Raw genomic sequence first — 19,815 nt, 5'->3', positions numbered from 1 at the left:
GTCACGAAGGAGGAAGGTCCTCCGGCGGTGGCACGGCCGCCCCCGGCAGTCGTACCGTCGCCACCGTGCCGCCGCCCTCGGCGTGGGACAGCGACACCTCGCCGCCCGCCTGCTGCACCGTGCGCGCCACGATCGACAGGCCGAGGCCCGAGCCGGGCAGCGCCCGCGCGCTCGGGGAGCGCCAGAAGCGGTCGAAGACGTGGGGGAGTTCGTCGTCGGGGATGCCGGGGCCGTGGTCGCGGACCGTCAGGGCGCCCTCGGACAGGCGCACCTCGATCGTGCCGCCCTCCGGGCTGAACTTCACCGCGTTGTCGAGGATGTTGACCACCGCCCGCTCCAGCGCGGACGGCTCCGCGCGCACGAACCACGGCTGGACGTCCGCCGTGATCGTCAGCTCCGGGCCGCGCAGCCGCGCCCGCCGCAGCGCCGAGTCGACGATGTCGTGCCAGGCGACGATCTGCGTCCGGCCCGAGTGCTGGCCCGTGTCCGGGCGGGACAGTTCTTGAAGGTCGCCGATGAGCGCGGCCAGTTCCGTCATCTGTGCCTTCACCGACGCGAGGAGCGCCTTGCGGTCGGCCTCGGGGATGGGGCGGCCCGTCTCCTCGCTGCGGGTGAGGAGTTCGATGTTGGTGCGCAGCGATGTGAGCGGCGTGCGGAGTTCGTGGCCGGCGTCCGCGATGAGCTGTTGCTGGAGGTCCCGGGAGCTGGCCAGGGCCGAGGTCATCGAGTTGAAGGAGCGGGAGAGGCGGGCCACCTCGTCCTCGTCGGCGTTGTCCACGGGGATGCGGACGTCCAGGTCCTCCGTGCGGGCCACGTGCTCGACGGCTTCCGTGAGTTTGTCGACCGGGCGCAGACCGGCCCGGGCCACCATGAGCCCGGCTGCCCCGGCGCCCACCACCCCTACGCCCGACACCAGCAGGAGGATCAGCGCCAGTTCGTTGAGCGTGGACTCCGTGCCCTTGAGAGGGACCGCGATGACCAGCGCGTAGTCGGTGACCACGCCCTGCTGAAACGGCCCGTCTTTCACCACGACCGCCGTGGTCAGCACCCGCACCGAGTTGCCGTCGCTGTCGGTGCCGTTGCGCAGCCTGGCCGTCCTGGGATCGGGGTCCTTCGCGACGGCCTTGTCGCCGCTCGTGACCTTGACCTGAGGCATCAGGCTGCTGAACAGGCAGACCTTGCCGTCGACCCTGACCACCTGAGCGTAGGTCTGCGGCCGGGGAGCCCCGCCGAGCGTGTTCGAAGGCTTCTGCGGACAGGTCTTCGTCAGCGCGTCGAAATCCTCGGCCTCGATGGTCCGGGACGCCGACTTCAGGTCACCGTCCACCTGGTCGTACAACTGGCCCTGCACGATGAACCAGCACGTCACCGAAACCGCCGCCACCGCGAACGCCACCGCCGCCGCCACCAGCAGCGCCAGGCGGGACCGGATCGGCAGGGAGCGGAACCGGCGTACGACCTTGTTCACTCCGCGCCGCCCTGCCGCAACACGTATCCCACACCCCGAACCGTGTGGACGAGGCGCGGCTCGCCACCGGCCTCGGTCTTGCGCCGCAGGTACATCACATACACGTCGAGGGAGTTCGACGACGGCTCGAAGTCGAAGCCCCAGACCGCCTTCAGGATCTGCTCCCGGGTGAGGACCTGGCGCGGGTGCGCCATGAACATCTCCAGCAGGGTGAACTCCGTGCGGGTCAGTTCCACCGGGCGGCCGCCACGCGTGACTTCGCGTGTCGCGAGGTCCATGCGCAGGTCGGCGAAGGCGAGGACGTCCTCGCCGTCCGGAGAGCCCGCGCCGACGGCCGCCGCGTAGGAACTGCGGCGCAGCAGGGCGCGGATGCGGGCGAAGAGTTCGTCGAGTTCGAAGGGCTTGACCAGGTAGTCGTCGGCACCGGCGTCCAGTCCCGTGACCCGGTCGCCGACGGTGTCACGAGCGGTCAGCATCAGGATGGGTGTCGTGTCGCCGGTGGAGCGGATGCGGCGCGCCGCCGTCAGGCCGTCCATGCGGGGCATCTGGATGTCGAGGACGACCAGGTCGGGCCGGTACGCCGCGGCCTTCTCCAGCGCGTCCGCGCCGTCCACGGCGACCTCGGTCCCGTACCCCTCGAAGGCGAGGCTGCGCTGGAGTGCTTCGCGTACCGCCGGCTCGTCGTCGACGATCAGGATGCGCTGGGGGTCACGGTCGCCGTCTGCGGGGCTCATGGGTCGGGGTCCTCGCGTGTGGTGTGGTGGGGCGGGACGGGGTGTCGCTGACGCTCTCAGCCTCGCATGTCGGCGGGGCGGGCCGGGAGAAGGATCAGCCCCGGACCAGCCGTGGATCGGCCCCGGCTCAGCCTCGTACCTTGCGGCGACGGGCGGCGGCGGCCCGGCGGGTGGCGGCCTTGCGCGCGGGCCGGGCCCCGGCCGCCGCAACCTCGGGCGCTCGCGTCGCCGATGCCGAGGCCGACGCCGGTGCCGCTGCCGGTGCGTGGAGTTCGGACGCCACCGCCAGTGCCAGCGCGACCCCCGCCGGGTCGGCCCCCGGCACCGCGTGCGGAACTTGCTGGATCATCGCCGTACTCCTACTCGGAGGGACTCAGTCGGTGGCGCCGGCCCGCAGCTTGGCGAGGTCGGCCTTGACGGTGTTGACCGGGATGGCGAAGCCCAGGCCGACGCTGCCCGCGTCGGAGGACGAGGAGGCGGCGCCCGCCGGCGAGTACATCGCGGAGTTGATCCCGATGATGTTGCCGTTCATGTCGATCAGCGCGCCGCCGGAGTTGCCCGGGTTGAGGGACGCGTCGGTCTGGAGCGCCTTGTACGTCGTGGTGTCCGAGCCGGTGTCGCCGTTGAACTGCCGCCCGCCGAACTCGAACGGCCACCCGTCGCCCTGCGGGGACTGCTGCTGGCCCTGGTCCTCGTCGGTCGGGACCGTGACGTCACGGTCGAGGGCGGAGATGATGCCGCTGGTGACCGTGCCGGACAGGCCTTCGGGGGAGCCGATGGCCACGACCTGGTCGCCGACCTGCAACCCGGAGGAGTCGCCGAGCGTGGCCGCCTTCAGGCCGGAGGCGTTCTCCAGCTTGATCAGCGCCAGGTCCTTCTTGCTGTCGGTGCCGACGACCTTGGCGGAGTACGACTTGCCGTCGTTGGTCGTCACCTTGATCTGCGAGGCGCCGGAGACGACGTGGTTGTTGGTGACGATCTCGCCGTCGCTGGTGATGATCACGCCGGAGCCGGTGGAGGAACCGGCGTTGGAGTCGGCGCTGATCTCGACGATGCTGGGGCTGACCGCCTTGGCGACCCCGGCGACCGTGCCCTTCTGGCTGGACGGCACCACGTTGGTGCTGGTGGAGCTGGTGGCGACGGTGTCGTTGCCCGTCAGCTCCTGTATGCCGTAGGCGGTGCCGCCGCCGATCGCCGCGGCGACGATCGCCACGGCGGCGAGCAGGGCGACGGTGCCACGGTTGCGCTTCTTCGGAGCGGGTGCCGGGGTGTACGCCGGCGGAGGCGGCCACTCGGGGTTCACCGGGGCCTGCTGCTGACCCTCGTAAGGGTTCTGGTACTCGCCACTGCGGTGGAAGCTCTCGGTCATGTCTCAGAGCTTGGAGCCCGACCATGAGAGCTTCCTGAGTCCTCCCTGAGAAGCCCGACAGAACCTCGTATGCCCGATATAAAGGCGCCTCACGAAGGTGCCTCGGCAGGGGCCGTGCAGCCCCCGGAAGGGACTACGCGCAGCCGCAGGAGTGCCGTACGACCAGCCGCGACGGGAACACCTTCAGCCGCTCCCGCCGGGCCCCCGCCACACGCACACCGTCGTCGAGGACGAGGTCCACCGCCGCGCGGGCCATCGCCGAACGGTCCGAGGCGATCGTCGTCAGGGGCGGGTCGGTCAGCGCCGCTTCCTTGATGTCGTCGAAGCCGGCCACCGCCAGCTCGCCGGGCACGTCGATCCGCAGTTCGCGCGCGGCCCGCAGCAGGCCGATCGCCTGGTCGTCGGTGGAGCAGAAGATCGCGGGCGGGCGCTCGGGACCGGAGAGGATCTTCAGGGCGGCCTGGTAGGCGTCGTAGCGGTTGTAGAGGGCCTCGAAGAGACGGCCCTCCGTGGAGATCCCGGCCTCGTCCATCGCGCGCCGCCAGCCCTCCACGTGGTCGGAGACCGGGTCGCCGACGGCCGGGGTCTCGGCTATGCCGCCCATACAGGCGACGTACTCGTAGCCGTGCTCCAGCAGGTGCCGTACGGCGAGCTGGGCGCCGCCCAGGTCGTCCGTGACGACGGCGACGTCGTCGATGGCCTCGGGCCGCTCGTGCAGCAGCACGACCCGGGCGTCCCAGGCCTCGATCTCGGCGGCGGCGAGGTCGTTGAGCGCGTGGCTGACGAGGATCAGGCCCGAGACCCGCATCCCCAGGAAGGCGCGCAGGTAGTGGACCTCGCGCTCGCCCACGTAGTCCGTGTTGCCGACGAGCACCATCTTTCCGCGCTCGGAGGCGGCCTGCTCGACCGCGTGCGCCATCTCCCCGAAGAAGGGCTGGCGGGCGTCCGGGATGATCAGGCCTATGAGGTCGGTACGCCGGGACGCCATCGCCTGCGCGACCCGGTCGGGGCGGTACCCCAGCTCCTTGATCGCGGCGAGGACACGCTCGCGCGTGGCCGGGGCGACCGGCCGGGGTCCGTTGTTGATGACATAACTGACCACGGCAGTGGAAGTCCCTGCCAGTCGCGCCACATCATCCCGAGTCACCTTGGCCACGCGCGGAGTCTACGCGGATATACCCGCTCTGGGCAGGGCGTAAAGGAGCTTCCGTACGATATTCCGACCGCCGTCCGGCGCCCGCCCGCGCGCTCCGTGCGGAGAGCGATGCCCAGGCGGGCACCGCCATACGCCTCTTTACGCCTTGGTGCGCGCCTCGGCGGCGTCCAAAACAGCCGACTCGTCCCCGTTGTCCGGGTTTCCCTTGGCCGCCTTGGCCTTCGCCTCCTCGGCGGCGCGCTCCACCTTCTCCGGCGTAACGAATCGATAACCGACGTTCCGGACGGTGCCGATCAGCGACTCGTGCTCGGGGCCGAGCTTGGCGCGCAACCGCCGTACGTGCACGTCGACCGTACGGGTGCCGCCGAAGTAGTCGTAGCCCCAGACCTCCTGGAGGAGCTGGGCGCGCGTGAAGACGCGGCCGGGGTGCTGCGCGAGGTACTTCAGGAGCTCGAACTCCTTGAAGGTGAGGTCGAGGACGCGGCCCTTGAGCTTGGCGGAGTACGTCGCCTCGTCGACCGACAGGTCGCCGTTGCGGATCTCCATCGGGGAGTCGTCGCTGACGATCTGCTGGCGGCCCATGGCCAGCCGCAGCCGGGCCTCGACCTCGGCGGGGCCGGCGGTGTCGAGCAGGACGTCGTCGATGCCCCAGTCGGCGGTGACGGCGGCGAGGCCGCCCTCCGTGACGACGAGGACGAGCGGGCAGCCGGGGCCGGTCGAGCGGAGCAGCTGACACAGGCTGCGGACCTGCGGCAGGTCGCGGCGGCCGTCGACGAGGATGACGTCGGCGCCGGGGGTGTCGACGAGGGCGGGGCCCTCCGCGGGGGCCACCCGCACGTTGTGCAGGAGCAGGCCGAGGGCGGGGAGCACCTCCGTCGACGGCTGGAGGGCATTGGTCAGGAGCAGCAGAGAACTCATACGTCTGGTTCCTCCTCGGTCCCTGCGAGGACGTCTGTTGGTACAGCACTTGGCTCTGCGATCCCGAAGGCCCGTACACCTGCGGTTTCCCGCCTCGTATACAACGCTTCCGAAAGCACAAAAGGACCCGGGGGCTACGCTGCCCGAGTCCTCTGCCCAGCAGAATAGCCCACATGAGCTCTGGTTCGGCAGGTCATGTGGCGCGTTCCACCGTTCGTCCGCACTCCGAGACGACCCGGGGAACGCCTGTGCGGACGCAATTGCGGACGTTTCTGCGCACGTCCGACGGTGTGACGATCGATGCCGTATACGACCCGGGTGCGGTTGTATACGACGCCTCCCCGACATCTGCCGATCACCCCGTGTTCGTCGTCGCCCACGGCTTCACCGGTGCCGTGGACCGGCCGCACGTGCGGCGGGTGGCGCGGGCCCTGGCCCGGTTCGGGGCCGTCGTCACGTTCTCCTTCCGGGGCCACGGGGCGTCCGGCGGGCGGTCGACGGTCGGGGACCGGGAGGTGCTCGACCTGGCGGCGGCGGTGCGCTGGGCCCGGGAGCTCGGGCACGCGCGCGTGGGGACGGTGGGATTCTCCATGGGCGGCTCGGTGGTGCTGCGGCATGCGGCGCTGCACCCACGGCAGACCGACGCGGTGGTGTCGGTGAGTGCCCCCGCACGCTGGTACTACCGGGGAACCGCTCCCATGCGCCGGCTGCACTGGCTGGTGACGCGGCCGGAGGGCCGGGTGGTGAGCCGCTACGGGTTCCGTACCCGCATCCACCACCGGGACTGGGACCCGGTTCCGCTCTCGCCGGTGGAGGCGGTGCCGAGGATCGCGCCCACGCCCCTGCTGATCGTGCACGGCGACGCCGACGGCTACTTCCCCGTCGACCACCCCCGCATGCTGGCGGCGGCCGCCGCCGACCAGGGCGAACTGTGGCTGGAGCCGGGCATGGGGCATGCCGAGCACGCGGCGAGCGACGCACTGCTGGGGCGGATCGGGGAGTGGGTCGTGGCCCGGGCGGGCTAGCCTGACGGAGTTCACCGACAAGCAGATCGAGGAAGCAGATGCCAAAGGTCACGGTGCGCTACTGGGCCGCCGCCAAGGCCGCGGCCGGGGTGGCCGAGGAGCCGTACGAGGCGGCCACGCTCGCCGAGGCGCTCGACGGGGTGCGTGAGCGGCACCCCGGCGAACTCGAGCGCGTGCTGCGGCGGTGCTCGTTCCTCGTGGACGGTGACCCCGTGGGCACCCGCGGACATGAGACGGTACGGCTGGCCGACGGCGGCACGGTCGAGGTGCTCCCGCCGTTCGCAGGAGGGTGAGCGATGACCAACCAGCCGTACGACGGCTATGACCCCTACGGGCAGCAGCCGCAGGCCCCGCAGACGCCGCAGGGGTGGCCCGGGCAGGGGCACCAGCAGGGCTATCCGCAAGGGCAGCAGGGGCAGCAGGGGCATCAGGGGTACGAGGATCCGTACGCCGCTCAGCAGTACACGCAGCAGTGGCAGGGGCAGACCTGGGAGACGCAGTCGCAGGCGCCGGTGTCCGCGCAGGTGACGGCGGCGGAGGAGACGGCGTATCTGCCGCCGCAGGGGTACGAGCCTCCTGCTCCGGCTCCCGCTCCCACCCCTGCTTCCGCCGCCGAGTACGGCCCGGCCACCGTCGCCGGGAACGCGCGCATCACGGACGCGCAGCGGGCGCGGGCGGAGGGGCGGTCGCCGATCATCGAGCCCGGGATGCAGCCGGCCGCGCTGACGGCGCTGCTGGGGCTGTTGCTGGCGGGTGCGGCGGCGGTCGGCACGTATGCGCTCCTGGTGCCGCTCGTCGTCCTCCAGGCCGTCACGGCGGCGGGCTGGTTCCGGCTGAACGGGATGTGGCCGGCGCGGCAGGGCATCGCGCTGGGCTTCGCGGGCGCGCTGGCCGCGGACGCGGCACTGCTGGCGTCGGACCGCTCGCCCTCGGCGATCCTGGGCACGCTCGGGGTGTGGGTGCTGCTCGCGCTGGTGCTCCAGCTGCGGTCGCACGCCGACCCGGACGAGCGGATGTACGGCCTGATGGCGACGGTCGCGGCATCGGCGCTGGCGATCGTGGCGGGCGGGTACCTCGCGGCCGAGGCGGACGCGGTGACCGTGGGCGCGATCGCCGTGGCGGTCGCGGTCCTGGCCCGCGCCCTGCCGCTGCCGACCCCCGCCTCGGTGGTGGTCGCGCTGCTCGCGGCGGCGGGCGGCGGTGCGGCGGCCGGCTCGATGACGGGCCTGGGCACGTCGGGCGCCCTCCTGGGCGCGGGCGCGGCAGCCTGCGCCCTGATCGGCCACCGAGTCGCCAGTTACGACTACCCGTCCCGCTTCGTCCACTTCACGGCGGGCGTGGCCCTGCCGTTGTCCGCGGCGGCCCCGGTGGTCTATGTGCTGGGGCGGGCGCTGGTCTAGCGCACCCAGCTGCGGGCAATCGTGCCGCTGGGGCGGCACGGGTGGGCGCAGCGGCACCCTGTTCCGCCGGGTTGCGCAACGCCCCGGCCTCAGCACCGGTGCCGGGTGCCTGGCCTGTCACAGATGATCGACAAACCCGGGACCGAACCACCCACGGAGTTACCCTCACGCAAGGACGGCCGCTCGGTCGTCGAACACCGGACCGCCGTCCAACCGCCTAGGTGGGGGAAACACCGCATGCGCGCACTGCGAATACTGCTGATCGTCGTCGTGATCCTGGGCGGGCTCTTCGTGATCGCCGACCGCGTCGCCGTGAACTTCGCCGAGGGCGAGGCCGCCGACCGGCTGAAGACCACCGAGAACCTCTCCGCCACCCCGGACGTGTCCATCAAGGGCTTCCCGTTCCTCACCCAGGTCGCCGGCGGATCCCTGGACGACATCGAGGTCGGGATCAAGAACTACGAGGCCGCCGCGGGCAACGGCGCCCAGAAGATCCGTATCGACGATCTCCAGGCCGACATGCAGGGCGTCGAGTTCTCCGGTGACTACAGCTCCGCCACCGCCACCAGCGCGACCGGCACCGCGACGATCGCCTACGACGAGCTGCTGAAGACGGCGAAGTCCGAACCGACCCAGGTCGCGCCGGGCGTCACCGCCAACGTCGTCGGCCTCTCGGACGGCGGCAACGGCAAGATCAAGGTGACCGTCGAGGCCACCGTCCTCGGCACCAAGCTGCCGGAGCCGGTCTCCGTGCTCAGCTCGGTGACGGTGGTCGACGGCACGGTGCGGGTGAAGGCCGACGGCCTGCCCAAGTTCGGGGGTGTCGAGCTCGCCGAGAACCGGGTCCGCGCCATCACCGACTTCCAGCAGAAGATCGACGGCCTGCCCGGCGGCATCCAGCTGGACAAGGTCCAGGCCGCGCCGAACGGCGTCGAGATCACGGTGAAGGGTTCCAACGTCCGCCTGGCCGGGTAGGAAAGGCGCCAGACGGACCGGACCTGCGGTGTCCGGTGGGCGAGACGGTGACGTCCGTAGCTCAGCTGTGACGGCGGATACATTCGGGCACAACCCTTGCCCCACGCCCCTCCGAGGCCCCTCGATCCCACATCGTGGATTTTCTCGTCTCAGTATGCGACACGCCGGTGACACGCGTGCCTGACCGTCCCTACGATCGACGGCATGAAGCGACAGGCGGATCTCACGAAGCGGCGGGCAGTAGACCTGTGCCGCGTCGCCGCCATGCTCTGTCGCACCTTCTGAGCGACCGCGTCGGCCCATGCGCCGGCGCGCGCATCCCCGCCGCCCTGCATCAAGGGCACTCGTGCGCCGCCCTCGTCATGGGCGCGCGCCCCGCAGATCTCGCACGCCCCGCCGCAACTGCCCCGGAGGAGAAAGAGCATGAGCCGCAGCGACGTCCTGGTCGACGCCGACTGGCTCCAGGAGCACCTGGACGACCCGACCATCGCCATCGTCGAGGTGGACGAGGACACGTCCGCCTACGAGAAGAACCACATCCGGAACGCGATCCGCATCGACTGGACCCAGGACCTCCAGGACCCGGTCCGTCGTGACTTCGTCGACCAGGAGGGCTTCGAGAAGCTCCTGTCGGAGAAGGGCATCGCCAACGACCACACGGTGATCCTGTACGGCGGCAACAACAACTGGTTCGCCTCGTACGCGTACTGGTACTTCAAGCTGTACGGCCACGAGAACGTCAAGCTCCTCGACGGCGGCCGCAAGAAGTGGGAGCTCGACGCCCGCGAGCTGGTCCCCGGCGACGAGGTGCCCGAGCGCCCGAAGACCGACTACAAGGCCAAGGCGCAGGACACGTCGATCCGTGCCTTCCGCGACGACGTCGTGGCGGCCATCGGCTCGCAGAACCTCGTCGACGTGCGCTCGCCCGACGAGTTCTCCGGCAAGCTGCTCGCCCCGGCCCACCTGCCGCAGGAGCAGTCCCAGCGCCCCGGCCACGTGCCGAGCGCCCGCAACATCCCGTGGTCCAAGAACGCCAACGACGACGGCACCTTCAAGTCGGACGACGAGCTCAAGGAGCTCTACGCCGCGGAGAGCGTCGACCTGGCCAAGGACACCATCGCCTACTGCCGCATCGGTGAGCGCTCCGCGCTGACCTGGTTCGTGCTGCACGAGCTGCTCGGTGTGGAGAACGTCAAGAACTACGACGGCTCCTGGACCGAGTACGGCTCCCTCGTCGGTGTGCCGATCGAGCTCGGCGCCAACAAGTAAGCGAACCGACCGACCTTTCAAGACCTCTCTTCAGGAGTACGACATGTGTGGAGCGAAGGCCGGCGGCCCGGACGCCTCGACGATCAAGCCCGGTGAGACCACGATCCAGGGTCAGGTGACCAAGGACGGCGAGCCCGTGACCGGCTACGTCCGTCTGCTGGACTCGACCGGCGAGTTCACGGCCGAGGTGCCGACCTCGGCGACCGGACAGTTCCGCTTCTACGCGGCCGAGGGCACCTGGACCGTCCGTGCCCTCGTGCCCGGCGCCACCGCCGACCGCACGGTCGTCGCCCAGCAGGGCGGCCTGGCGGAGGTCGCGATCGCCGTCTGACGGCGACAGTGCCAGGAGGGGCCGCATCCCACGGGTTGGACGCCTGGGGCGCGGCCCTTCGGCATGCCCGGACCTACCCTGGGGGTATGTACGCACGACGGCGGCGCACGTACTTCGCGATGATGGGCGGCTGCATCGGGCTCTTCGTCCTGGCCTGGGGCGTCGTCCGCCTGTGGTCCGTCCCCGTCGCCGTCGGGATGTGCCTCGTCGCCATGGTCATCCCGCCCGTAGCGGCCATGGTCGCGAACCGCCGGGGCCCGGACGACCGCTGGTGGGACGACCCCTCCGGCGACCCCAAGAGCGACGAGTGGTGGGACGAGCTGGACGGCAAGAAGCGCCGGTACTGAATCGACGAGGGGGAGGAACCGTGCGCCTGACGGCGGCGACCCTGGACGCTCCGAACGCCCGTGAGCTGGCCGCCTTCTATCTGCGGCTGCTGCCCGGCTGGCGGGTGTGGCGCGGGGAGGACGGGCAGGACTGGGTGCACATCCGGCCGCCGGACGGCGGTACCGGACTGTCCTTCCAGACCGAGCCCGCCTACCGGCCGCCCGTCTGGCCGAGCACGCCGGACGGGCAGCAGATGATGATCCACCTCGACATCGAGGTCGACGACCTGGAAAGCGAGACCGCGCGGGCGCTGGCCGAGGGCGCGCGGCTCGCCGCGTACCAGCCGCAGGACGGCGTCCGGGTGCTCCTGGACCCTGTGGGCCACCCCTTCTGCCTCTTCACGGAGGCCGCGGAGGCGTCTCAGTAGACGAGCGCCTGGGCGTCCTCCGCCATGGCCTCCTGGACGAAGACCTGGGCGCCGGCGATGCGGACGCCCTTGATGACGTCCTGCTCCGTGATCTCGCGGCGGGCCGCGCACTGCGTGCACAGGGTGACGCGTCCGGCCGCCAGGACCGAGTCGAGCAGGTCGGGGAGCGGGGCCGCGTGCGGCAGCTCGAACTCGGCGGCGCGGCCGGGCACGGCGAACCAGGCGGACTCGCCGGTCAGCCACAGGGAGACGTCCACGCCACTGGCGACGGCCACCGCCGCCACCGTGAACGCCTGGGAGCACCGCTCGGGGGCGTCCGCCCCCGCCGTCACCTTGATCACCAGCTTCTTCGCCATAGCCGGAATCGTAGTCCGGAATCGTAGGGCCGAAGGGGCCCGCGTAAGCTGGGCCCGGCCCCGTGCACACATCCGCAGCCCGCTCAAGGAGCACCCCGTGGAGCTTTTCTTCGAAATCCTGTTGGTCCTGGTCGCCGTCGGCGTCCTCGCCTTCGCCGGACTGACCGTGAAGAAGCTGTACCAGGGCCAGCGCTGACCCACGTCTAGGAACCTCTCATGATCGAGATCCCGTCCGACCTCCACAAAGACCTCGTCCCGCTCGCCTTCCTGCTCGGCAACTGGGCCGGTGCCGGGGTGCACGACTTCCCCGGCTCCGAGAAGTGCAACTTCGGGCAGGAGGTCGCCTTCAGCCACGACGGCCGGGACTTCCTTGAGTACCGCTCCCACAGCTGGGTGCTGGACAAGGACGGCAACAAGGTCCGGCCGCTGGAGTCCGAGCACGGCTTCTGGCGCATCGACGCCGACCGCAAGGTCGAGGTGACGATGACCCGCGACGACGGCGTCATCGAGATCTGGTACGGCGAGCTGGCCGACAAGAAGCCGCAGATCGACCTCGTGACGGACGCGGTGGCCCGCACCGCCGCCTCCCAGCCGTACACCGGCGGCAAGCGGCTGTACGGCTACGTCAAGAGCGACCTGATGTGGGTGGGCGAGAAGCAGACCCCCGAGGTCGAGCTGCGCCCCTACATGTCGGCCCACCTGAAGAAGGTCGTCACCCCGGAGGAGGTCGAGCGCTGGGCCAAGGCCCTGCCCGACGACATGCCGGACGACGGGATCGCTTTCTTCAAGTAGTTCTAGACTGGCCGGTGTGGTGAGCACCGACTGGAAGAGCGATCTGCGGCAGCGCGGTTACCGGCTGACCCCGCAGCGGCAACTCGTGCTCGAAGCCGTGGACACCCTGGAGCACGCGACCCCCGACGACATCCTCGTGGAAGTGAGGAAGACGGCGTCGGGGGTCAACATTTCCACGGTGTACCGGACGCTGGAGCTGCTGGAGGAGCTCGGCCTGGTCAGCCACGCCCATCTGGGGCACGGCGCGCCGACGTACCACCTCGCGGACCGGCACCACCACCTCCACCTGGTCTGCCGTGACTGCCAGAACGTCATCGAGGCGGATGTGGCCGTGGCCGCCGAGTTCACCGCGAAGCTGCGGGAGACGTTCGGCTTCGACACCGACATGAAGCACTTCGCGATCTTCGGCCGGTGCGAGGACTGCACTCTCAAGGCTTCAACTACCGAGTCGTAGGCTTACGCATATGAAGAGCCCCCTGCTGACCCTGCCCGGCGCCGTCCCCGCCGAGGGCGTGGACGAAGGCGTCGCCGCCCACTACGGCGATCTGTTCCGCGAGCAGCGTGCGCTCGCCGACGGCACCGGTTTCGTGGACCTCTCGCACCGGGGCGTCGTCACCGTCACCGGCGACGACCGGCTCGCCTGGCTGCACCTGCTGCTCACCCAGCACGTCAGCGACCTCCCGGCGGGCCAGGCCACCGAGGCGCTGATCCTGTCCGCGAACGGCCACATCGAGCACGCCCTCTACCTCGTCGACGACGGGGAGACGGTCTGGGCCCATGTGGAGCCGGGCACCCAGGAGGCGCTGATCGCGTACCTGGAGTCGATGAAGTTCTTCTACAAGGTCGAGGTCGAGAACCGGACGGCCGACATCGCGGTGGTGCACCTGCCGGCCGGCTCCATCGCCGAGGTGCCTCAGGGCGTGGCCGTACGGGAGACGCCGTACGGACGGGACCTGTTCCTGCCGCGCGCCGACCTGGAGGCGTACGCCGGGCAGGCCGGGCCCCCCGCCGGGATCCTCGCCTACGAGGCGCTGCGCGTGGAGCAGCACCGGCCCCGGCTCGGCTTCGAGACCGACCACCGCACCATCCCGCACGAGCTGGGCTGGATCGGCTCGGCGGTGCACCTCCAGAAGGGCTGCTACCGGGGCCAGGAGACGGTCGCCCGGGTGCAGAACCTGGGCAAGCCCCCGCGCCGTCTGGTCTTCCTGCACCTGGACGGCAGCGAGGTCCACCTGCCGGTGGCCGGCACCGAGCTCCGGCTCGCGGACGACGGGCCCGACGGCCGGAAGATCGGCTTCATCACGACCTCCGTACGCCACCACGAGCTGGGGCCGGTCGCCCTCGCGCTGGTGAAGCGGAACGTGGCCCTGGACGCCCCGCTGGTGGCCGGTGACACGGCCGCGGCCCAGGAAGTCGTCGTCGAGCCGTAGAGCTTGTAGTTCTTTCGGGTCAGATCTCGATCAGCACGGTGAACGGGCCGTCGTTCGTCAGTGATACGCGCATGGCCGCGCCGAAGCGGCCCGTGGCCACCGTCGCGCCCAGCGAGCGCAGCTGGGCGACCACCTCGTCGACGAGCGGCTCGGCGACGTCGCCGGGGGCGGCGGCGTTCCAGGTGGGGCGGCGGCCCTTGCGGGCGTCGCCGTAGAGGGTGAACTGGCTGATCACCAGGAGTGGGGCGTCGATGTCGCTGCACGACTTCTCGTCGTGCAGCATGCGGACCGACCAGAGCTTGCGGGCCAGCTGGGCCGCCTTCTCCTTGGTGTCCTCGTGCGTGACGCCGACGAGGACGCACAGCCCCTCGCCCTCGATCGCCCCTACGGTCTCGCCGTCCACGACGACGCTCGCGCCGTCCACCCTCTGCACCACTGCTCGCATACGTCCATCATGCAGGGCGGTGAACGCGCGGCCGCCGGTGGTTCGCGCATGGCCCGAAAGGGTGGTTTGCGCGAGGCGCCAACAGACCGCGCACGGCCGTATTTTGCTGCTTAACCGCCCATCTGGGGTCTATCGGGGGCACTCGTTCCCATAGCGGCCAGTTGGGGTGGCACGATGCATTCACACACCGGTCGAGGGGACGGTTGAGGCACATGAGCACATCGAGTACGGGACATCCGCTGGGGGCTGTCTGGTCGAGCCAGACGGGGATCGAGGCGTCGGAGTACCACCGGCCCCCCACACAGCGCACCGACAGTCCGCCGCTGCCCTCGGACGCACCAGAACGCGAGCTGGCCGCGCTGAGCCTGCCCGAGCTGCGCACGCTGCGCCGCGAGGCCCAGCGCGACGAAGCCGACCTCAGTTACCTGCGGCGGCTTCTCCAGGGGCGGATCGACATCCTGCGGGCGGAGCTGAGGCGGCGCACCCCGGTGGCCTCGGCGTCCGTCGCCGCGCCCGCGGAGGCGTCCGTGGTCGAGCGGCTCGCGGAGATCCTGCTGGACGCCCCGGCCCGCCACCGCTCCTCCGCCCGCCACGTGACCCTGGGGACGCCGCAGGGCGAGGAGTACCGGCGGCTGGCCGCGGAGATGCTCGCCGAGGTCGAGCTGTCCGACCTGGACGCACGGACGGACCTGGAGCTGAACACCGCGATGGGGCGGCTCGTGCGCTACGAGCAGCAGGTCTCCCGGCGGCGGCAGCGGCTCCAGCGCACGGCCGACGAGTGCAGCGCGGAGATCACGCGCCGGTACCGCGAGGGCGAGGCGCAGATCGACGACCTGCTCGTGTGAGTCGCTCGGGGCCTGGGGGAGGGCCGGTCGGATATTTGCGCGACACCGACCGGCCCTCCGCCTAGCGTGATGCCATGACCGCCACTCCCCGCGCCGACGGCATCGACGTACGCCCCATCACCGAGACCGAGTTCACCGACTGGCTGCGTGCCGTGAACACCGGCTTCCTGCGGGTGCCCGCCGTGTCCGAGGAGGAGATCGAGGGCCGCCGTGAGCGGTTCGTCCCGGGCCGCTACCTCGGTGCCTTCGACGGCGGCCGGTGCGTGGCGACCTTCCGGTCCTTCGACCAGGAGCTCACGGTGGTGGGCGGGGCGAGGGTCCCGGCCGACGCCGTCTCGGGCGTCACCGTCCACGCCACCCACCGCCGCCGCGGGCTGCTCAGCCGGATGATGGCGCGGGACCTGGCGGCCGCGAAGGAGCGCGGGGACGTCGTCGCGACGCTGATCGCCGCCGAGTACCCGATCTACGGCCGGTACGGCTTCGGGCCGGCGACGTGGATGGCCGAGTGGACGGTCGACGTGCCGCGCGCCGGCCTCGACGTCCGCTGGGCGGGCCCGGCGGACGGCGGGCGGATCGACCTGGTGGACGGCGAGGACGTCCGCAAGCTCGGCCCCGACCTGCACGAGCGGCTGTGCCGTCTGCAGCCCGGCGCCATCGACCGCGACGAGCTGTGGTGGAAGTGGAACACCGGCGCCGTACGGGTCGACCCGTCGTGGAAGCAGCCCTTCTTCGCCGTGTACCGCTCGGCGTCCGGCGAGGTCGAGGGCATGGCCGCCTATGACGTGGACGACAACTGGGGCGATGGCAAGCAGCCCTTGAACACGGCGACCGTGAGGTGGCTGATCGGCGTCACGCCGGCCGCGGAGCGCGCCCTGTGGCAGTACCTCTGCTCGATCGACTGGGTCGTGAGGGTCAAGAGCGGCTGGCGTGCCCCCGACGACCTGCTCCCGCACGTCCTGCCCGATCCGCGGGCGGCCGGGATCACGTCCCTGGCGGACTGGCTCTGGGTGCGGATCCTCGACGTCGTACGGGCGCTGGAGGCGCGGACGTACGAGGGGGAGGGGACGCTGGTGCTGGAGGTCACCGGCGTCGACGGTCTGACCGGCGGACGCTACCGGCTGGAGGCCTCGGCCGCCGGGGCGTCCTGTACGCCGACCACCGAGAGTGCGGACATCACGCTCGGGCTGGTGGAGCTGGGGGCGCTGTGGCTCGGGGACGAGTCGGCCGTGCGGCTGGCGGCGCTGGGCCGGGTGCGGGAGGAACGAGCGGGCGCCGCCCGGAAGGCCGACGCCCTGCTGCGTACGCCCAGGCGGCCTTGGTGCCCGGACCTGTTCTGAGCCGCTCCCTTCCGCCGACGACAGGGACCTCGTACCCGTAGCGCGCTGTCCGGGGCTCCCGGCTCCCCTCCGGAAGGGAGCCCCATGAGGGACGGCCAACCCCTTGAAGGACTGACCATGTCACCCAAGTTGGCTACCAACTCTCTCTACTTATCTCCGCTTGGAAGCGGCTCATAACCACCTGGTGCTGAACTGCCCAAAGATGGCGGGAAGTTGTACTGTTCGGGTTGTGGACCCGGAATACGCCTCCGTCAATGGACGGAAGAGGTCGCAGCGGCCACAGAGAACACATCACGAGGTGGCCGACGAACTGCGCGCCCGGATCAGGTCAGGAGCACTGCGGCCGGGCGAACGCATGCCCACCCAGGCCCAGCTGGCCCACGAGTTCGGCGTCGAGCGCGGTGCCGTACGCCAGGCCCTGCGCATCCTCCAGTCCGAGCGGTTGCTCACCAACGTGTCCAAGGGCAGCCCGGCGACCGTCGCCCCCGACCCGGACAGGGCGCTGACCGGCCCGCAAACACCGCCGCTGCCCACCACGGTGGCCCTGGCTCCGCGGATCGCGGCGGCCTTCGCGGCGGAGCACGTCGAGATCGACGCCGTGTGCCTGACCTCCGTCTCCCTCACGCTCGCCATCGGTGAGCCGCTGCGGCAGATCCACGCCGGACGGCTGAAACCGGCCAAGGTCGACGTCCGGGTCCTGCTGCCGAGCCGGGACATCGACCTGGCCTTCCCGGTGCCGGTCGAGGGGCGCGGTGACGACTGGGTGCACGACCGGTGGCTGGCGATGCGCAACGCCCAGGGCCAGGTCCTCCGGCACAACCTCCTGGCTCTGCGCGCCACGCACGGCATCGACGTGCGCGTCACGTTCCGGGCGCTGCCCTTCACCCCGCCGGTGAAGCTGTACCTGCTCAACAACACGGAGGCGCTGTTCGCGTACTACACGCTGATGCGCCGGGAGGCCGAGATCGACCACGAGCACCTGGAGATGTACGACGCCCAGGGCACCCGGTCGATGCTGTTCTCCTTCCGGCAGGGGCCCGGCCCGCGTGACACGACGTTCGTCGAGCAGTCGCACCTGTGGTTCAACGCGCTGTGGGAGACGATCAGTTCGGAGCTGGTGCTCACGAACTGATGTCTCCCAGGGTGGGTTGAACCGGGATGGTGCGGTGACTCATCGGGCGGGGCCCGCCATCAGCAGCGCGAGCACGACCGCTCCGGCGGAGCTGACGGCCGGGCTCTTGGCCTTGATGCCCACGGTGAGAAGGATCAGGCCGACGATGCCGGCCGGACCGTACTTCCACTGGACGAGCTGCTCGAAGGCGACGACGAAGGCGGCGGAGAGGAGAGCGAGGGCGGGCATCGGAGTTCCCCCTTCGGAAGTTCGGAAGCAAAACTTCCGCCAACTCTGAGAAGTTGGCAACCAACTCTGATTAAGTTGTCCCCACTTGGCCCCTACTTATAAACAACTTTCAAACAACTCCCGCCAGATGGATCAAAGTTGTAGCGTTTGGTCGTGACCCAGGAGAACGTGGCAGTGAACGGCAGCAGCAGGCTCTCGCCCCAGGAGATCGCCGACCACCTGCGCACACGCATCCGCGCCGGCGAGCTCAAGCCGGGAGACCGCCTGCCCACCCAGGCGGAACTCGCGGAACAGTTCGGTGTGGAGCGCGGCGCCGTGCGCCAGGCCCTGCGGGCACTCCAGGAGGACGGCCTGCTCACCAACGTCAGCAAGGGCAGCCCGCCGCGCATCGCCGCACCGGCCCCGGCCCGGGACGAGCCCCAGCCCACGATGGTGGGCCTGGCACCGCGACTGGCGGAGGCGTTCTCGACGACGGCCGTCCATGTCGACGTGGTCTGCCACACGTCCGAGACCTTGATGGTGGCCCTCGGGGAGCCGTTGCGCCGCATCCACGGGGGCGGGAGCCGCCCCGAGTCGATCGACCTGCGTGTGCTGCTCCCCTCCCGGGACATCAATCTGGCCTTCCCCCGCCTCGTCGAGGAGCAGGGGGAGGACGACCCCGTGCACCAGCGCTGGCTGGAGATGCGCAATGCCCAGCTCCGGGTCCTCGAACACAACCTGCTGACCCTGCGCGCCACGCACGGCATGGACGTACAGGTCCGCTTCCGGGCGCTGCCCTTCACCCCGCCCATGAAGCTGTACGTGCTCAACGGCCAGGAAGTGCTGATGGGGTACTACATGCTGACCCGGCGAGAAGAGGCGTGGGGCAGCCGAACCCTGGACATGTACGACGCGCTCGGCTCCGAGTCCCTCCTCTTCTCGTTCCTGAAGCAGGCCGGGAACCGCGACGCCCGGCTCGTGGAGGAAACCCAGAAGTGGTTCGACGCCCTCTGGGAAACCATCACGACGGACCTGACACTCTCCTAGTGACTCCTGATACGAAGCAGACTGATGCGGTGAGAATCGCGACCGAAGGTGATCCGGACGAACTCCGCAATCTGATCAGACGTGCCCGTGTCGTGCTGTGGGACTTCGACGGACCCATCTGTCGCCTGTTCGCGCGCCACTCGGCAGAGGGGGTGGCCCGCGACCTGGTGTCCTGGCTGGAGGGCCGCGGTCTGCACGGCGTGCTCACGGGGGCCGAGCGCGAGTCCCTCGATCCCCATGTGATTCTGCGCGCCGTGGGCCACCGGTACCCCGGCAGTGACCTGGCCGTGGAGCTGGAGGAACGCCTCACCCAGGAGGAGTTGCGGGCCGCGGCCACCGCACTGCCCACCGCGTACGCGGACCCGCTGATCCGCACCTGGACGGCTGTCGGTGCCCGCCTGGCCGTCGCCAGCAACAACTCCCCGCGGGTGATACGGCAGTACCTCACCGGCCGTGACCTGCTCCCCTGCTTCTCTCCGCATGTCTACGGCCGGACCGCAGACCTCCAGCTGCTGAAGCCGGACCCGCACTGCCTCAACCGGGCGCTGAACGCCATGGGCGCCGCACCGCCCGACGCCCTGATGATCGGTGACACCCCTACCGACTGCCTTGCCGCGAAGGAAGCGGGCGTACCGTTCCTGGGGTACGCGCGCAGCGACCCGGCGATCACATCGCTGCGGGCTGCCGGTGCCGAGGTCGTCCTGCCGTCGCTGGAGCCGTTGCTGGAGCTTCTGCGGCGCTGAGGCCCCGCCGCGGCTCAGCGGTTCGTCATGAGAAGCAGCAGGATCTGACCATGACCAGCTCAGCGCAGAAGGCAGGCGCCGG

General features: G+C 70.6%; 26 protein-coding genes. 17 read left to right on the top strand and 9 right to left on the bottom strand.

The genetic code is table 11. The features are described 5' to 3' along the window. Position 1: 1 nt before the first annotated feature. From CP976_RS20560 to CP976_RS20535, 6 genes are all read right to left on the bottom strand, one after another. A complete protein-coding gene (locus CP976_RS20560; protein WP_150481706.1) occupies positions 2-1,468 on the bottom strand; it encodes a sensor histidine kinase in 1,467 nt (488 codons plus the stop codon). Then, complete coding sequence (locus CP976_RS20555; RefSeq protein ID WP_150481705.1) at positions 1,465-2,202, bottom strand: response regulator transcription factor; 738 nt, start codon at positions 2,200-2,202, stop codon at positions 1,465-1,467. Before CP976_RS20555 ends, CP976_RS20560 begins: the two co-directional genes overlap by 4 nt. 127 nt (positions 2,203-2,329) lie before the next feature. Further along, positions 2,330-2,551, bottom strand: a complete 222-nt coding sequence (locus CP976_RS20550; protein ID WP_150481704.1) for a hypothetical protein — start codon at positions 2,549-2,551, stop codon at positions 2,330-2,332. 24 nt (positions 2,552-2,575) lie between these two features. Then, entirely contained in the window at positions 2,576-3,571 is a 996-nt protein-coding gene (locus tag CP976_RS20545; protein WP_150481703.1) for a S1C family serine protease, read from the bottom strand. Positions 3,572-3,704: 133 nt separating this feature from the next. Continuing rightward, on the bottom strand, positions 3,705-4,727 hold the full coding sequence (locus CP976_RS20540) for a LacI family DNA-binding transcriptional regulator (protein WP_150481702.1): 1,023 nt from the start codon (positions 4,725-4,727) through the stop codon (positions 3,705-3,707). 138 nt (positions 4,728-4,865) lie between these two features. Continuing rightward, the gene (locus CP976_RS20535) at positions 4,866-5,645 is read right to left on the bottom strand and encodes a response regulator transcription factor (protein WP_150481701.1); all 780 of its coding nucleotides are present in this window, start codon (positions 5,643-5,645) and stop codon (positions 4,866-4,868) included. A 173-nt stretch (positions 5,646-5,818) separates the two neighbouring features. On the opposite strand from CP976_RS20535, the gene CP976_RS20530 reads away from it, so the two are divergent. The 9 genes from CP976_RS20530 to CP976_RS20490 all read left to right on the top strand — a co-directional run bounded on the left by CP976_RS20530 (position 5,819) and on the right by CP976_RS20490 (position 11,399). Further along, positions 5,819-6,670 (top strand): alpha/beta hydrolase, encoded by an 852-nt coding sequence (locus CP976_RS20530; RefSeq protein WP_190146917.1) that lies wholly within the window; start codon positions 5,819-5,821, stop codon positions 6,668-6,670. Between the two features lie 38 nt (positions 6,671-6,708). Beyond that, complete coding sequence (locus CP976_RS20525) at positions 6,709-6,963, top strand: MoaD/ThiS family protein (protein ID WP_010036212.1); 255 nt, start codon at positions 6,709-6,711, stop codon at positions 6,961-6,963. 3 nt (positions 6,964-6,966) lie between these two features. Then, on the top strand, positions 6,967-8,070 hold the full coding sequence (locus CP976_RS20520) for a hypothetical protein (RefSeq protein ID WP_150481700.1): 1,104 nt from the start codon (positions 6,967-6,969) through the stop codon (positions 8,068-8,070). Positions 8,071-8,307: 237 nt separating this feature from the next. Beyond that, positions 8,308-9,045, top strand: coding sequence for an LmeA family phospholipid-binding protein (locus CP976_RS20515; protein ID WP_150481699.1), 738 nt, complete (start codon positions 8,308-8,310; stop codon positions 9,043-9,045). 204 nt (positions 9,046-9,249) lie between these two features. Next, positions 9,250-9,330, top strand: a complete 81-nt coding sequence (locus tag CP976_RS44680; protein WP_350310325.1) for a putative leader peptide — start codon at positions 9,250-9,252, stop codon at positions 9,328-9,330. A gap of 138 nt (positions 9,331-9,468) precedes the next feature. After that, positions 9,469-10,314, top strand: a complete 846-nt coding sequence (locus CP976_RS20505) for a sulfurtransferase (RefSeq protein ID WP_150481698.1) — start codon at positions 9,469-9,471, stop codon at positions 10,312-10,314. Positions 10,315-10,357: 43 nt separating this feature from the next. Further along, the gene (locus CP976_RS20500) at positions 10,358-10,645 is read left to right on the top strand and encodes a DUF1416 domain-containing protein (protein ID WP_054243838.1); all 288 of its coding nucleotides are present in this window, start codon (positions 10,358-10,360) and stop codon (positions 10,643-10,645) included. A gap of 86 nt (positions 10,646-10,731) precedes the next feature. Next, entirely contained in the window at positions 10,732-10,992 is a 261-nt protein-coding gene (locus tag CP976_RS20495) for a DUF3099 domain-containing protein (RefSeq protein WP_059418779.1), read from the top strand. A gap of 20 nt (positions 10,993-11,012) precedes the next feature. Then, positions 11,013-11,399, top strand: a complete 387-nt coding sequence (locus tag CP976_RS20490; RefSeq protein WP_150481697.1) for a VOC family protein — start codon at positions 11,013-11,015, stop codon at positions 11,397-11,399. Here the strand turns inward: CP976_RS20490 and CP976_RS20485 are convergent. Further along, positions 11,393-11,755 carry a DsrE family protein gene (locus tag CP976_RS20485; RefSeq protein ID WP_150481696.1) on the bottom strand — a complete coding sequence of 121 codons (363 nt, stop codon included), beginning with the start codon at positions 11,753-11,755 and terminating at the stop codon, positions 11,393-11,395. The two genes, CP976_RS20490 and CP976_RS20485, sit on opposite strands and share 7 nt — an antisense overlap. 216 nt (positions 11,756-11,971) lie before the next feature. Here CP976_RS20485 and CP976_RS20475 point away from each other — a divergent pair, with 216 nt between their 5' ends. The 3 genes from CP976_RS20475 to ygfZ are packed head-to-tail and all read left to right on the top strand — an operon-like array spanning position 11,972 to position 13,977. After that, a complete protein-coding gene (locus tag CP976_RS20475) occupies positions 11,972-12,547 on the top strand; it encodes a heme-binding beta-barrel domain-containing protein (protein WP_150481695.1) in 576 nt (191 codons plus the stop codon). 16 nt (positions 12,548-12,563) lie between these two features. Beyond that, on the top strand, positions 12,564-13,001 hold the full coding sequence (locus tag CP976_RS20470) for a Fur family transcriptional regulator (protein ID WP_086602096.1): 438 nt from the start codon (positions 12,564-12,566) through the stop codon (positions 12,999-13,001). Between the two features lie 10 nt (positions 13,002-13,011). After that, complete coding sequence (ygfZ, locus tag CP976_RS20465; protein WP_150481694.1) at positions 13,012-13,977, top strand: CAF17-like 4Fe-4S cluster assembly/insertion protein YgfZ; 966 nt, start codon at positions 13,012-13,014, stop codon at positions 13,975-13,977. A gap of 19 nt (positions 13,978-13,996) precedes the next feature. Here the strand turns inward: ygfZ and dtd are convergent, their stop codons facing one another. Beyond that, positions 13,997-14,422 (bottom strand): D-aminoacyl-tRNA deacylase, encoded by a 426-nt coding sequence (gene dtd, locus CP976_RS20460; RefSeq protein WP_010036184.1) that lies wholly within the window; start codon positions 14,420-14,422, stop codon positions 13,997-13,999. Between the two features lie 212 nt (positions 14,423-14,634). On the opposite strand from dtd, the gene CP976_RS20455 reads away from it, so the two are divergent. The 3 genes from CP976_RS20455 to CP976_RS20445 all read left to right on the top strand — a co-directional run bounded on the left by CP976_RS20455 (position 14,635) and on the right by CP976_RS20445 (position 17,736). Continuing rightward, entirely contained in the window at positions 14,635-15,267 is a 633-nt protein-coding gene (locus CP976_RS20455; protein ID WP_150481693.1) for an RsiG family protein, read from the top strand. Between the two features lie 74 nt (positions 15,268-15,341). Beyond that, positions 15,342-16,604 carry a GNAT family N-acetyltransferase gene (locus CP976_RS20450; RefSeq protein ID WP_150481692.1) on the top strand — a complete coding sequence of 421 codons (1,263 nt, stop codon included), beginning with the start codon at positions 15,342-15,344 and terminating at the stop codon, positions 16,602-16,604. Positions 16,605-16,806: 202 nt separating this feature from the next. After that, the gene (locus tag CP976_RS20445) at positions 16,807-17,736 is read left to right on the top strand and encodes a FadR/GntR family transcriptional regulator (RefSeq protein ID WP_150481691.1); all 930 of its coding nucleotides are present in this window, start codon (positions 16,807-16,809) and stop codon (positions 17,734-17,736) included. A gap of 39 nt (positions 17,737-17,775) precedes the next feature. Here CP976_RS20445 and CP976_RS20440 read toward each other — a convergent pair whose 3' ends face one another. After that, positions 17,776-17,964 (bottom strand): hypothetical protein, encoded by a 189-nt coding sequence (locus CP976_RS20440; protein WP_086849255.1) that lies wholly within the window; start codon positions 17,962-17,964, stop codon positions 17,776-17,778. A gap of 147 nt (positions 17,965-18,111) precedes the next feature. On the opposite strand from CP976_RS20440, the gene CP976_RS20435 reads away from it, so the two are divergent. Further along, on the top strand, positions 18,112-18,990 hold the full coding sequence (locus CP976_RS20435) for a winged helix-turn-helix domain-containing protein (protein ID WP_150481690.1): 879 nt from the start codon (positions 18,112-18,114) through the stop codon (positions 18,988-18,990). A gap of 29 nt (positions 18,991-19,019) precedes the next feature. Next, on the top strand, positions 19,020-19,733 hold the full coding sequence (locus CP976_RS20430; RefSeq protein WP_229875718.1) for an HAD family hydrolase: 714 nt from the start codon (positions 19,020-19,022) through the stop codon (positions 19,731-19,733). Positions 19,734-19,815 lie beyond the last annotated feature (82 nt).

The sequence above is a fragment of the Streptomyces coeruleorubidus genome, from assembly GCF_008705135.1.
Taxonomy (GTDB): Bacteria; Actinomycetota; Actinomycetes; order Streptomycetales; family Streptomycetaceae; genus Streptomyces; species Streptomyces coeruleofuscus.
This window is presented reverse-complemented; position numbering and strand designations above follow the sequence as displayed.